The sequence below is a fragment of the Sphaerobacter thermophilus DSM 20745 genome (assembly GCF_000024985.1).
In the GTDB taxonomy this organism is placed as follows: Bacteria; Chloroflexota; Chloroflexia; order Thermomicrobiales; family Thermomicrobiaceae; genus Sphaerobacter; species Sphaerobacter thermophilus.
Genome location: NC_013524.1, coordinates 507,412 through 521,479, shown reverse-complemented (window position 1 = coordinate 521,479; position 14,068 = coordinate 507,412). Strand labels below are relative to the sequence as shown.

10 protein-coding genes are annotated in these 14,068 nt (G+C 68.9%); 2 read left to right on the top strand and 8 right to left on the bottom strand.

Going from position 1 to position 14,068, the window contains the following annotated elements:
- Positions 1-14 precede the first annotated feature (14 nt).
- On the top strand, positions 15-2,075 hold the full coding sequence (locus STHE_RS14475) for a hydantoinase/oxoprolinase family protein (RefSeq protein WP_012873337.1): 2,061 nt from the start codon (positions 15-17) through the stop codon (positions 2,073-2,075).
- Between the two features lie 17 nt (positions 2,076-2,092).
- Positions 2,093-3,814 carry a hydantoinase B/oxoprolinase family protein gene (locus STHE_RS14470; protein WP_012873336.1) on the top strand — a complete coding sequence of 574 codons (1,722 nt, stop codon included), beginning with the start codon at positions 2,093-2,095 and terminating at the stop codon, positions 3,812-3,814.
- A gap of 62 nt (positions 3,815-3,876) precedes the next feature.
- On the opposite strand, the gene STHE_RS14465 is transcribed toward STHE_RS14470, so the two are convergent.
- From STHE_RS14465 to STHE_RS14430, 8 genes are all read right to left on the bottom strand, one after another.
- On the bottom strand, positions 3,877-5,586 hold the full coding sequence (locus tag STHE_RS14465; RefSeq protein WP_012873335.1) for a hydantoinase B/oxoprolinase family protein: 1,710 nt from the start codon (positions 5,584-5,586) through the stop codon (positions 3,877-3,879).
- Between the two features lie 125 nt (positions 5,587-5,711).
- The gene (locus tag STHE_RS14460; RefSeq protein ID WP_012873334.1) at positions 5,712-7,790 is read right to left on the bottom strand and encodes a hydantoinase/oxoprolinase family protein; all 2,079 of its coding nucleotides are present in this window, start codon (positions 7,788-7,790) and stop codon (positions 5,712-5,714) included.
- Positions 7,791-8,123: 333 nt separating this feature from the next.
- On the bottom strand, positions 8,124-8,831 hold the full coding sequence (locus STHE_RS14455) for an ABC transporter ATP-binding protein (RefSeq protein WP_012873333.1): 708 nt from the start codon (positions 8,829-8,831) through the stop codon (positions 8,124-8,126).
- Positions 8,831-9,580, bottom strand: coding sequence for an ABC transporter ATP-binding protein (locus STHE_RS14450; protein ID WP_041400687.1), 750 nt, complete (start codon positions 9,578-9,580; stop codon positions 8,831-8,833). Before STHE_RS14450 ends, STHE_RS14455 begins: the two co-directional genes overlap by 1 nt.
- Positions 9,577-10,674 (bottom strand): branched-chain amino acid ABC transporter permease, encoded by a 1,098-nt coding sequence (locus STHE_RS14445; protein ID WP_012873331.1) that lies wholly within the window; start codon positions 10,672-10,674, stop codon positions 9,577-9,579. The genes STHE_RS14450 and STHE_RS14445 overlap by 4 nt, the downstream gene beginning before the upstream one ends.
- A 24-nt stretch (positions 10,675-10,698) precedes the next feature.
- Positions 10,699-11,583 carry a branched-chain amino acid ABC transporter permease gene (locus STHE_RS14440; protein ID WP_012873330.1) on the bottom strand — a complete coding sequence of 295 codons (885 nt, stop codon included), beginning with the start codon at positions 11,581-11,583 and terminating at the stop codon, positions 10,699-10,701.
- Between the two features lie 74 nt (positions 11,584-11,657).
- The gene (locus tag STHE_RS14435; RefSeq protein ID WP_012873329.1) at positions 11,658-13,118 is read right to left on the bottom strand and encodes an ABC transporter substrate-binding protein; all 1,461 of its coding nucleotides are present in this window, start codon (positions 13,116-13,118) and stop codon (positions 11,658-11,660) included.
- Between the two features lie 72 nt (positions 13,119-13,190).
- Positions 13,191-13,988 (bottom strand): putative hydro-lyase, encoded by a 798-nt coding sequence (locus STHE_RS14430; RefSeq protein WP_012873328.1) that lies wholly within the window; start codon positions 13,986-13,988, stop codon positions 13,191-13,193.
- Positions 13,989-14,068 lie beyond the last annotated feature (80 nt).

The window sequence follows — 14,068 nt, the reverse complement described above, 5'->3', positions numbered from 1 at the left end:
GGTTGGAGGGTTGAATGCGGGTCCACATTGGCATCGACACAGGCGGCACCTTCACCGACGTGATCGCGTTCCGCGAGGCAGACGGCAGGATCGTCGCGCTCAAGGTGCCGAGCACCCCGCAGAACCCGGCCGAGGCGTTCATCGCCGGGGTGCGGGCCGCGCTGGAGGAGTTAGGCGCCTCGCCCGGGGACGTCGCGTTCCTGGCCCATGGGACGACCGTCGCCACTAACGCCCTGCTCGAAGGGAAGGGCGCCCGCACCGGCCTCATCACAACCGAGGGCTTCCGCGATGTCTATGAGATTCGCCGGCTGAACCGCTCCTTCGAGGACCTCTACAACATCTTCTGGACCAAGCCGACACCGCTCGTCCCGCGCTACCTGCGCAAGGAGGTGCGCGAGCGTGTCAACGTCGACGGAGTCGCGGTCGTGTCGCTCGACGCGGACGGCGTGCGTGACGCGGCCGCGGCGCTCGGCGAGGAGGGGGTGGAGTCGGTCGCCGTCTGCTTCCTTCACTCCTACCTGAACCCGGAGCACGAGCGGCAGGCCGCGGCCATCATCCGCGAGGTGCTGCCCGGTGTATCGATCTCGCTCTCGCACGAGGTCAACCCGGAGTACCGGGAGTACGAGCGCACCTCCACCACCATCGTCAACGCCTTTGTAGCCCCGATCATCGAGCGCTACCTGACCGACCTGGAGCGCCGGTTGGCGGAGACGGGCGTTTCGGCCGCGCTCCACGTCATGCACTCCGGCGGGGCCGCGCAGACCGGCCGGGCGGCGCGCAGCCGACCGATCACGACGATCCTCTCCGGCCCGGCGGCAGGCGTCATCGGCGCCGAGGCCCTGGGGCGTGAGATCGGGGTGTCGGACCTGATCACGCTCGACATGGGCGGCACCTCCACCGACGTCGCCCTGCTGCGCCAGGGCAAGCCGACGCTGGCGAGCGAGAGCGAACTGGCCGGGGAAGTCATCCGCGCGGCGATGCTCGACATCACGACGATCGGCGCCGGGGGCGGGTCGATCGCCTGGGCCGACGAGGGCGGCCGGCTCAAAGTCGGGCCCCAGAGCGCGGGCGCCGATCCCGGCCCGGCTTGCTACGGCCGCGGCGGCACCCAGCCGACGGTTACCGACGCCAACCTGGTGCTTGGCTATCTCGGCACGGACGCCTTCCTGGGCGGACGGATGCGGCTCGACCGCGCGGCCGCTGAAGCGGCCGTCGACCGGCTGGCGGCCGAGCTTGGGCTCTCCCGACTGGAGACGGCGCATGGCATCTTCCGGATCGCCAACGCCAACATGCTGCGCGCGATCCGCCTCGTCTCGGTCGAGCGCGGGCTCGATCCCCGCCGCTTCGCCCTGCTGGCCTTCGGCGGCGCCGGGCCGGTCCACGCCGCGGCCCTGGCTGCAGAGTTAGACATCCCGCGCGTGATTGTGCCGCGGAACCCGGGGAACTTCTCGGCGTTCGGCTTGCTGGTGGCCGACCTCAGCCGGGATGCGGTGCGGACCCAGCTTACGCCGCTGCGACCCGAGGCGCTCGACGGCATCCGGCAGGTCTACGTGGACCTGGAAGCGCAGTTGACCGAGCAGTTCGTCGCCGATGGCTTCGACCCCGGCCAGGTCGTGTTCCGCCGCTCGGTGGACGCCCGCTACGTCGGTCAGGCGTACGAGGTGAATGTGACGGTGCCGGTCGGCCTGCTGGCACCGTCCGACGTGGGAGCGCTGGAGGAGGCGTTCCACGCGGCGCACGCCGAGCGCTACGGCCACAGCGCGCCGGGGGAGCCGGTCGAGCTGGTGAACTTCCGCGCCATCGCCACGGTGCCGACCGCAAAGCCGGCTTTCCCCCGGCTGGAGCGGACCGACAGCGACGGCGCCGCGGCCCGGATCGGCGAGCGCCCCGCCTGGTTCGACGGCAGCGGCGACCCGGTCCTGACGCCGGTGCTCGACCGCGACCAACTGGACGCCGGCGTGGTCCTGACCGGCCCGGCCATCATCGAGGAGCCGGGCGCAACGACCGTGCTCCTGCCCGGCCAGCGTGCCGAGGTCGACGACCTGGGGAATATCGTCATTGCCGTCGGAGCGTAGCAGCGAGGGAGGCAGTCATGGCGAGGCACACGTCCGAGTCACCCGGCCGGTCCCGGTCCGGAGCCGCCGCGCGGCAGATCGACCCGGTGACGCTGGAGATCCTGGGATCCAACCTCCATGCCGCGGCCGAAGAGATGGCGGTGTCGCTGCGCCGCACGGCCTACTCTTCGATCGTCCGTGAGGCGATGGATTTCTCCTGCTGCCTGTTCGACGGTCAGGCGCGGATGGTCGCCCAGGCGGCGAACATCCCGATGCACCTGAACTCGCTGCCGCTGGCCCTGACCGACTGGCTCCAGGAATACCCGATCGCGGAGCTGGAGCCGGGAGACCTCTTGATCGGCAACGACCCGTACCGCGGCGGGAACCACCTGCAGGACGTCATCACCTTCATGCCGATCTTCGTCGAGGGCCGCGTCGTGGCCTTCGCTGCCAGTCTGGCCCACTGGGTGGATGTCGGCGGCCGCTCGCCCGGTAGCATCGGCAACGACGTGACCGACAACTACCAGGAAGGCATCTGCATCCCCCCGCTCAAGATCATGCGACGCGGGGAGATGGACCAGAACATCCTCAAGATGATCCTGCGCAACGTTCGCGAGCCGGAGAAGACCTACGGCGACCTGCGTGGGCAGATCGCTGCCAACCGCACCGCGGAGTGCCGCATCCTGGAGCTGATCGACCGCTACGGCCTGGAAACCGTCGAGGCCGGGATGGAGGGGTTGATCGACTACTCGGAGCAGCGCATGCGCCGCGGGCTGCGCGAGCGCATCCCCGACGGCGAGGCGACCTTCGAGGACGTGATCGACGACACCGGGGTAGTGATGCACGAGTGCCGCATCCGGGTGACGGTCACCAAGCAGGGCGACCGGATCACTGTCGACTTCACCGGCACCGATCCGCAGCAGATGGGCGCGGCCAACTCCCCGATCGGCCCCACCACCTCGGCCGTCTACTACGTGATCAAGGCGATCGCCGGGCCGGACATCCCAATCAACGACGGCTGCTACCGGCCGATCGAGATCGTGGCGCCGGAGGGCTCGCTGGTCAACGCCACGCTGCCCGCGGCCTGCCAGGCGCGCAACGTGATCTGCCACCGCATCACCGACGTCCTCTTCGGCGCGCTGAGCCAGCTCTGCCCGGAACAGGTGATGGCCGCCTGCTACGGCTGTACCCCGTCGTACACCATGGGCGGCTACAGCGAACGGCGCGGGCGCCACTTCGCCTTCTACGAGGTGCTGGGCGGCGGGATGGGCGGCCGCCTCGGGGTGGACGGCGTCGACTGCTGCGCTGCCAACACGTCGAACTTCCTCAACATCCCGGTGGAGATGATCGAGCTGGAGCTGCCGGTCACCATCCAGCGCTACGAGCTGGTCCCCGACTCCGGCGGGGTGGGCGAGTTCCGCGGCGGCTGCTCGGGTCGCCGCGACATGACGGTGCACACCGACGTGGTGATGTCGTTCCTCGACGAGCGCCACAAGCACGCACCCTGGGGCCTCTTCGGCGGTGGCCCTGGCGGCAAAGGGCTCTTCCGCATCATCAGCCCCAACGGCCAGGAGCGGGAGATCTACTCCAAGGCAACCAACGTCCTGGTCAAGGCCGGGGAGACGGTCAGCCTCATCACTCCCGGCGGTGGCGGCTACGGCGATCCCCGCCGTCGTCCCCGCGAGAAGGTCGCCTGGGATCTCAAGAACGGTTACATCACCGAGGAAACAGCCCGTCGGGCGTACGGGTGGACAGGGTGAGGTGGTGGGGTTACCCCTCACCCCCAGCCCCCTCTCCCACAAGGGGAGAGGGGGAATCGCCCTCACCCCGCACGCCGCTCGGAGCGGAGGCGGTCGGTGGCTTCCCAGTCGATCTCGAGGTCGGGTGTCAGGACGACGCCGTAGTCCTCGCGGGCGCGCTCGGGGGAGACGAGTTCGTCGAGCACGTCGTCGCGGACGGCCTGCGGGTCGCGGTCTAGCGGGTCGCCGTAGCCCCCGCCGCCGGGGAGGCCCATGATGATGTCGGTGTCGGGATCGACCCAGATCGTCGCCTTGGGGTTCGGCCGCCGACCGTCGCTGAGTTCGTAGACGCCGGGTGCGCCGTTCTTGCCGCCCTGGTAGCCGCGTGCCGGGTTGTTGGTCCGGTCGAAGAAGGGTGAGAAGCGGTAGGGCTTGCCCGCATTGACGCCCCGGATCACCAGCCAGTGACCCAGCCCGCCGCGGTAGGTGCCGGGGCCGCCGGAGTCGGTGCGGAACTCGCGGCGGACCATCATCAGGGGCGAGCGCGCCTCGACGATCTCGGCCGGCGTACCCATCACCCCGGAGGGGAAGGCGGTGCTGGAGAGTCCGTCCTTATTCGGACGAGCACCCATGCCGCCCGAGTTGAAGAAGAGCATGGTGAAGGGGCGGTCGTCGCGGTCGACGCCGGTGAACTGGGTGCTCCACAGGTTTAGCGAGCCTTCGGCCAGCACTCGGTCGGGCATCGCCTGAGCCAGTGCGCCGTGCACGACTCCGGGGAGCCATTGCCCGATGATGTGGCGTCCTGCCACGGGTGCAGGTGGCCGGCAGTTCAGGATGCTCCCCTCCGGTGCGGTGATGTGGACCGGGCGGAAGCTCCCCTCGTTGTTCGGCACGTCCGGCACCAGGGCGCACTTAATGCCGAAGGTGGTGTAGGCCTCGGTGTAGTTCATCACCACGTTGATGCCGTACTCGCTCTCGGGCGAGGTGCCGGTGTAGTCGATGAACATCTCGCTCCCGCGCACCGAAATCGCGACCGCCAGCGTGACCGGCTGGTCATAGCCGTCCATCGTGACCTGGTGGCGGTAGACCCCGTCCGGGATGCGCGCGATAGCGTCGCGCATGGCGCGCTCCGAGCGGTTGATGACCTCGTCGGCCAGCGGCTCGATGCGCTCCATGCCGAACTCGTCCATGAACTCCAGCAGGCGCTCGCCACCGACATCGTTGGCCGCGGTCATGGCGTAGAGGTCGCCGACGACCGCCTCGGGCTCGCGGACGTTGGCGCGGATGATCTTGAGCAGCTCCTCGTTGGGCTCGCCGGCCATGAAGAGCTTCGTCATCGGGATGAACAGCCCCTCCTCGAAGAGCTCTCGCGCGTCGGCCGAGAAGGGACGCCCGCCGATGTCGGCCAGGTGGCAGATGTTGCCGAAGAAGGCGACGACCTGGCCGTTGCGGAAGATGGGCGTGACGATGGTGACGTCGTGCAGGTGGCCCGAGGTCTTCCAGGGGTCGTTGGTGATCAGGACGTCACCCGGCTCCAGCGTCTCCAGCGGGTAGGCGTCGAGGAAGTGCTGGATGCAGCGGGCCATCGAGTTGATGTGGCCGGGCGTCCCGGTCACCGCCTGGGCGATCATGTAGCCGCGGCTGTCGAACGCGCAGGCGGAGATATCCCCGGCCTCGGCGACCGAGGGGCTGAAGGCGCTCCAGATCAGCGAAGTCGCCTGCTCATTGACCACGGCGATCAGCCGGCTCCAGAAGACTTCGAGCGTCAGCGGGTCGATCGATGCGTGCGCCATGGGAACCTCATTCGTTATCTGCCCTCACCCCCGGCCCCTCTCCCAACCCTGGGAGAGGGGAGTGTCTCGTCGTCTCAGGCCCCCTCTCCCAAAGTTGGGAGAGGGGGTCAGGGGGTGAGGGCCGCTCACTCCAACCGGATCACCAGGTTCAGGTGCTCATCGACCGTGGCGTGGCCGCGAGGGCCGACAACGACGGTCGACTCGCGCTCCTCGACGACGGCCGGGCCGTCGAAGCAGTCACCGGGCCGGAGTTGATAGCGGTCGTAGATCGGCGTCGGGTGGAAACCGCCAAGCTCGGGGAAGTAGACCGGCCGCTCGCCCTTCTGGCGTGCGCCGCCCGATTGCTCCTGCCGGCGCAGACGCAGCTCGGGCTCCGGGCCGGACACCAGCACCCGCCAGCTCATGATCTCGATCGGCACGCCGGGCCGCGCGCGCTTGTAGAGGTCGCGGTAGACAGTCTCGAAGGCGCGCAGCACCTCCGCCTCGCTCTGCGGGCCAAGCACACCGAGGGGGATCGGCACGCTGATCTCGTGCGCCTGGCCGAGCAGGCGCATGTCGGCCGTGCGGGTCACGGTCACCTGATCCTCCGGGACGCCCGACGCGGCCAGCAGCGTACGGCCCTCGCCCTCCATCTCGGCGTACAGCGCGTTGATCGTGTCCCAGTCCACCTGGTCGAGCCGGGCGTAGGCGCTGCGCACAAAGTCGAAGGCCAGCGGCGCCGCCAGGAAGCCGATCGTGGAGCCGACGCCCGCGGCGAAGGGGCAGAGGATCTGCCGGACACCCAGGATCTCGGCCACCCGGTAGGCGTGCACCGGCCCGGCGCCGCCGGAGGCGAACAGTGGGTAAGCACGCACGTCCTTGCCGTGCTCGACCGCGTGGATGCGGGCGGCGCTCGCCATGTTCTCGTTCACCAGTTGGTGGATCGACCAGGCCGCCTCGATGACCGACATTCCGAGCGGCCGGGCGATCTCGCGCTCGATCGCCTCCTCGGCCGCCTCACGGCTGATGTGCATCTCGCCGCCGAGGAAGAAGTCCGGGTCGAGGTAGCCGAGCACCAGGTCGGCGTCGGTGACGGTCGGGCGGGTGCCGCCCAGGCCGTAGCAGGCGGGGCCGGGCTGCGAGCCGGCGCTGTCCGGTCCGACCTTGATAAGGCCGAACTGGTCGATGTGGGCGATCGACCCGCCGCCCGCGCCGATCTCGATCATCTCGATCGACGAGGCCTTGATCGGCAGGCCGCTCCCCTTCTTGAAGCGGTAGACCCGATCGACCTCGAACTCGGTCGTGATCATAGGCCGGCCGTTGTCGATCAGGCAGACCTTGGCGGTCGTGCCGCCCATGTCGAAGGCCAACAGGTTCGGCGTGCCCACCAGACGTCCGGTATAAGCCGCCGCGAGCGCCCCGGCCGCCGGGCCCGACTCGATCAGCCGCACCGGGAAGCGGCGGGCCGTCTCGACCGTGCAGATGCCGCCCGAAGAGAGCATGATCAGCAGCCGTGCCCGTGAGCCAAGTTCTGTCAAGCTGCGCTGGAGGCGGTCCAGGTAACCCTCGACGATGCGTTGCACGTAGACGTTGGCCAGCGTGGTCGAGGTGCGCTCGTACTCCCGGATCTCGCCCACCACCTCAGAGGAGAGGGAGATGCGGACGCCGGGCAGGCGCTCGGCCAGGATGGCGGCGACCTGCCGCTCGTGCTCCGGGTTGCGGTAGCTGTGCAGGAAGCAGATCGCGACCGCCTCGACCCCTTCGCGCCGCAGGCGCTCGGCCAGCGCCTCGACCTCGGCCGGGTCAACCGGGCGGTAGACGGTGCCGTCGGCCAGGAGCCGCTCGTCGATCTCGAAGCGCAGACGCCGGGGCGCGATCGGCTTCGGCCGCTCGATGAAGATGTCGTACATGTCGAAGCGGTGCTCGCGGGCGATCTCGATGGCGTCGCGGAAGCCCTTGGTGGTCACCAGCGCGGTCTTGTCCCCCTTGCGCTCGATGATGGCGTTGGTGACCAGCGTCGTGCCGTGGATGACGGCCTGGATCTGCTCGGCCGGCGACCCGGCGAGTTCCAGTCCCTGGATCAGGGCGCGGCGCACGCCGACAGCCGGGTCGTCGGGGGTGGTCAAGGTCTTCGCGACCCAGAAGGTGCCGGTTCGGTCATCGACCACGATCAGGTCGGTGAAGGTTCCCCCGATATCGATACCGACACGCAGTCTCCGGTCCATTCCCTACTCCTCGAGTGCTCCGACCACCGTGGTGCGGCCTACGCGGCCTTACCCCTCCCCACTTCGTGTCATCCTGAGCGGAGCCGGGGCGGTGAGAGCCGGCCCGGCGGCTCCCTCAGAGTCGAAGGTTCTCGCGTCAGATCCACCATTCAGCGGAAAGATCCTTCGCTGCGCTGCCCGCCGCCCCGCGGCGGCCGGCTCCGCTCAGGATGACATCGGCCCGACGGAGCGGTGACGGCGCATGATGCTGGCAAACGCAGCGACTCGTGCTCCCGGGCCCCATGACCCCAGCCTGTCCTTGCATCCGGGACTCCTGGGCGGATCGGGAGGCAACTAGAGTCCGAGGTAGGCACGGCGTACCATCTCGGATTCGAGCAACTCGGCCCCGGTCCCCTCCGCGACGGTCGTCCCGGTCTGGAGGACGTAGGCACGGTCCGAGAGCTCCAGCGACTCGCGGACGTTCTGCTCGACGAGCAAAATCGTCATGCCCTCCCGGGCGATCTGGCGGATCGTGTTGAAGATCTCATCCACCAGCATCGGCGCCAGCCCCAGCGACGGCTCGTCCAGCATCAGGATCACCGGCTGCAGCATCAGGCCTCGCCCGATGGCGAGCATCTGCTGTTCCCCGCCGGAGAGGGTACCTGCGCGCTGGTTCGCCCGCTCCTTGAGCCGGGGGAACAGCGTGAATACCCGCTCCAGCATCGCGTCCTCCGTGGCGCGGGCGCGGCGGGTGAATGAGCCGACCAGGAGATTCTGCAGCACGGTGAGCCGGTTGAACAGCCGGCGTCCCTCCGGCACGTGGGCGATGCCCATCTCGGCGATCCGGTGGGCGGGGAGCCCGTCGATGCGTGTGCCGCGGAAGAGGATCTCGCCCCGGTCGGGGCGGAGCTGGCCGGAGATGGTGCGGATAGTTGTCGTTTTGCCTGCGCCGTTTGAGCCGATGATCGTCACGACCTCACCCTCGCCCACGGTGAAGCTCACATCGTGGAGCGCGGGCACACCGTCGTACGACGCGGCGAGGTGGCGCACCTCGAGGAGCATTAGCCCTCCCCTGCCTCCTCCTGGCGCGGCCGGTACTTCTCTCCGAGGTAGGCCGCGATCACTTCCGGATTCTCGGCGATCTCCTGTGGCGGTCCTTCGGCGATCTTCTTGCCCGAGTCGAGCACCACCACCCGGTCGGAGATCGGCATGACGACCTCCATCACGTGCTCGACCAGCAGCACGGTGATCCCCCGCTCTCGGATGGCGCGGATCAGCTCGATCGCCTGCACGCGTTCGGCCGGCGTCAGCCCGGCCATCACCTCGTCGAGCATGAGGAGCTGGGGCCCGGTCGCCAGCGCGCGGGCCAGCTCCACCCGCTTCTTCTGCGCGATGGGGAGATTCGCCCCCAGGACATCCGCGCGTGGCGCGAGACCAGTGAACTCCAGCACCTCATCGGCGATCTTCCGGGCGGCGGACGCACTGTTGGTCCGCGCGAAGGCGCCGATCATGACGTTCTCGCGGACGGTCAGGTCCGGGAAGGTGCGCACGACCTGGAAGGTTCGCACCATTCCCCGGTGCACCAGGCGCTCGGCGGGCCAACCGGTCACGTCGGTCCCGTCGAAGCGCACGGTCCCGCTGGTCGGCGGAAAGAAGCCGGAGATGCAGTTGAAGAGCGTGGTCTTCCCGGCGCCGTTGGGGCCGATCAGCCCGACGATCTCGCCGCGATCGACCTGGAAGGTGACCTCATGGTTCGCGAGCAGGCCGCCGAAGCGCTTGGTGACGGCATCGATCTCCAGCAGTGCCATCAGCCCCGCTCCTCCTCGTAGCCGCCGAGCAGCGGTGCCTCCTCCCGCGCAAGCGCCTGCACTTCGGAGGGGGGCGCCGTCGGGCGCGGGCCACCGCGGTGCCGCAGCCGTCGCACCAGACCCATCAGGCCGTTCGGCTGAAAGATCGAGATCAGGACGATCAGGGCGCCATACATGATGAGGTCGATGGCGTTGCCGCTGCCGCCGAGTTGCTGCCGGGTCAACTCCGCGGCCGGGATGAGCACCGCCGCGCCTACGAGCGGCCCGGCGACCGTGCCGACCCCGCCCAGGATGGCCACCAGCGCGATGAGCACCGACAGCTCGAGGCGCATCGTCGTCTCCGGGTCGATGTAGAGGAGATACTGGGCGTAGAAGGTGCCGACCACGGCGCTGAATGCGGCTGAGATGGCGATGGCGATGAGCTTGTAGCGCAGGACGTGGACGCCGAGCGCGCGCGCCGCGTCCTGGTCGTTCTTGATCGCCCGCAGGTAATACCCGAGTTTGGAGCGGTCGATGATGACCGTCACGACCGTGACCAGGACGACCAGGGCCAGAGCGATGTAGAAGTAGGGCGCCTTCCCCAGGTTGAACTGGAGGTAGTAGAGCGAGTTGGTGGGGCGCCCGGTCTCGATGTCCCGCGCGAAGGGGATGAGCATCCCGGTGGCGCCGCCGACCCACTCCCAGTCGTTGAAGACGGTCAAGACGATCTCCGCCAGGGCGATGGTGGCGATGGCGAAGTAGTGGCCGCCCAGGCGGAACACCGGGTAGCCGATGATGACGGCGAAGATGGCCGCCACGAGCGCGCCGGCCAGCATGCCCAGCCAGGGCGTGACCTCCCAGCGCGACAGCAGCACCGTCGAGGTGTAGGCGCCGATCCCGAAGAAGGCCGCGTTGCCGAGGGAGATCTGCCCGGCGAACCCGCCCAGGATGTTCCACGCCTGCGCCAGGGCCGCGTAGACCAGAACCAGGATCGCGATGTTCAGGCGCGAGTCGCTGCGCAGCACGAGCGGCAGGGCCAGCAGCGCGAGCGCGAGCAGGCCGAGTGCGATCCAGGAGCGTGGGATGGCCCTGAGCGGGCGGGCCGTAGCGGTGGTCATGAATGCCTGCGTCCTCCCCGTGACTCAGAAGCGGCCGAACAGACCCTGCGGTCGGATCAGGACGACGACCAGGTAGAGCGCGAAGACGACCGCATACTTGTACGTGGTCGGTACGCCGAAGAGGATCGGACTCGCCTCCTGCACCAGGCCAACCAGCAGCCCTGCGACCAACGCTCCGGGGACGCTGCCGAATCCGCCGAGTGCCACCACGATGTAGGCCATCAGGGCGAAGAGGATCCCGACCGTCGGGGTGATCGGGTAGAAGCTCGCGAGCACGGCGCCGGCCACCCCGACGCAGGCGCCACCCAGCACCCAGCCGAGGGCGAACATCCGGTTGCTGTCGATCCCCATCAGGCCGGCGGTCGACTTGTCCTCCGCCACGGCCTGGAGCGCCAGGCCCACGCGCGTCCGGGTGATGAACAGATAGAGCGCGACGAATGCCACCCCGGCCAGGATCGCGGCGGCGATCTGTGGCACGCCGAGGAATACCCCGCCGATGTTGACCGTGCCGCCCGAGATCTGGCCGAGCCAGGGCCGCTCGATGGTGCGGAAGTTGGGCGTCCAGAGGTACTGCGCCAGGCCGCGCAGGAACAGGCCCAGGCCGAAGGTGGCGAAGATCTGCGCCAGCATCGGGGCGTGCAGGATGTGGGCAATGATGCCCCGGTAGGTCGCCAACCCCAGCAGGCCCAACCCGCCGACGGTCAGCGGGAGCGAGACCATCGGGTCGAGGCTGAGGAGCACGCTGGCCCAGAACGCCGCGTACATGGCCAGCATCAGGAACTCGCCGTGGGCGAAGTTCACGATCTCCATCAGTCCGAAGATCAGCGTCAGGCCGACCGAGATGAGCGCGTAGACCATCCCGATCAGCAGGCCGTTGGTGAGCGCTTGCAGGAGAAGCGTCGTATCCACTCGAGTCCTTCCGCCGCTGGGAACCGTTGGATCGGCCGGGGCGGGAGACCCCGCCCCGGCGTGCCTCTAAGCTGCTATGCGCCGCGCTGATCCCACGGCTGCAGGGGGTAGCTCGGTTCTACCGTGGCGACGTCGAAGGGATACACGGTGCGGTACTCGCCGTTCTGAATCTGCACGATGATGCCGCCCCCCAGGATGTTCTGGTGCGTCTCGTCGAACCGGACCCCCTGCCAGGGCATGATCGTGTCGTCCGGCCCCAGGTCGGTCGCCTCCAGTGCCTCGCGGATCGCATCCGGCTCGGTCGATCCGGCCCGGTTGATCGCATCGAGCAGCACCATCATGGCGGTGAAGCCGCGTGCCGGCACGTCGTGCATGTCCTTGCCCGCGATCTCCCGGTACATTTCGTTGACTTTGGCCGCGGCCGGCTTGATCTCGGTGATATCGATCGAGAAGGCCGAGCGGGTGGCGATGCCCTCGGCGAAGGCAGCGCCGACTCCCTCGATGAAGGCCGGGTCGGAGTAGCCTGCGTCCTGAGCCACGATCATCTTCGGGAGGTACCCCTGCTGCCTCGCTGTCTCGATGGTGAGGATCGCGTCGTTTGTGTAGGAGGCCGGACACAGCACGTCGGCGCCCTGCGAGCGCAGGGCCTGCACCTCACTGGTGAGCGCGGTGGTGTTGGCCTTGTACTTCACCTCACCGACGATCTGGAGCCCGTGTGCCTCGGCCTCGTCGGTGAGGGCCTTGGCGCTGTTCACGCCGAAGTCGGTGTCCTCGTACAGCAGCGACACCGTGCTGACGTCGGCACCCTTCTCGTCGGCCATGGCCCGGATGAACGCCATGATGGCCTTGGAGAAATCGCCGTCGTGGGGCGAGGTGCGGAAGAACCACTGGTAGCCGCTCTCGGTCAGCGCCGGGGAGGACGATTCGCCGTTCATGAAGGGGATGCCGGCCCGCTCGGCGACGGCGCTGGCCGTCTTGGTGACGGCGCTCTGGTAGCAGCCGAAGAGGGCGACAACGTTCTCCTGGTTGATCAGCCGCTCGGCCTCCGACTGGCCGACCTCAGCCTTGCCCTGGCTGTCGGCGAAGACCAGTTCGACCGTGGCTCCGCCCAGGTTGGGCAGCCCGGCCGTTGCTGCCAGCGGCAGGGGGAGATCGGGTGTCTCCTCGTTGACGATTTTCACCGCGAGTTCCACCGCGGCCTTCTCATCGGCTCCGACGCTGGCAGCCACGCCGCTGAGCGGGAGGATCACGCCGATGCGGATTGGGCCAGACGGAGTGGTGCCGCCCTGAGTGCTCGGCGAGGCAGCCGGGCTGCCACTCGAAGAGGCGCCGGAGTCGGCTGTGGTTGCAGTCGGAGCCGGCTGGCTCCCGCCGCCGCCACCGTCGTCGCTCACCGAAGCCTCACCGCAGGCCGCCAGCAGGCTCATAGCCGGCACGGCCGCACCGGCGGCAAGCAGGCGCAGCAGTCGCCGCCGCGAGAGCCGCCCGTCGAGCGCCTTACCCCCGATCCCCTGTGCTGCACGCTCGTGGTCCATCGTCCCTCCTCGCTCTAGATCGTCTTCCGGACCGATCGAACCGCTCGGGATCTTCTCCTGGTAGTGTTGGCCTTAGAGCACCGCCAGTGACGCGACGGGAACGTCGGTGATGAACATGTGCCCGGGCGCGTGGGTGATCATCAGTTCCGGCCGGGCGTTCATCGCCACTGCCTGCGGGGTCACCCCACACGCCCAGAAGACGGGGACGTCGCCCGGCTCGATGACCGGCGGGTCTCCCCAGTCCGGGTGCGCCAGATCGGTGATGCCGAGCACCGCCGGGTCACCGATATGCACCGGCGCGCCGTGCACCGACGGGAAGCGTGAGGTCACCTGCACCGCGCGTACCACGTGCTCAGGCGGGATCGGCCGCATCGAGACGACGAGCGGCCCGGCGAACGGCCCGGCCGGGATGCACTCCTGGGTCGTCCGGTACATCGGCACGTTGCTGCCGCAGCCCAGGTGCCGCACCGGCACCCCGGCCTCGACCAGCAGGCCGTCGAAGGTGAATGAGCAGCCCAAGAGAAAGGCCACGAGATCGTCACGCCACAGGTCGAGCAGGTCGTCTCGTTCCTCGACCAGCTCCCCGTGCCGGTAAACCCGGTAGCGCGGGAGATCGGTTCGCAGGTCGGCCCCGGGGGCGACGCGGGCCGGCTCAGGGGAGCCGGGGTCGGTCACGTCGAGCAGCGGGCACGGCTTGGGGTTGCGATGGCAGAAAACGAGGAAGTCGTAGGCGAGGTCGCGTGGCAGGACCACGAGATTTGCCTGCGCGTAGCCCGGCGCGATCCCGGACGTATGGCCCCGCATCTGACCGGAGCGGATCGCCTTCCGGGCCTCGCTGGGTGTCGCGAGCGACTGCGTCGATGATGCCACGCTGGAGCTCCTCTACCTGATCCACCCGCGCACCCGGTCACGCCGGAAACGGTCGGATGGGGCTCGGAAGCCCTCCACGC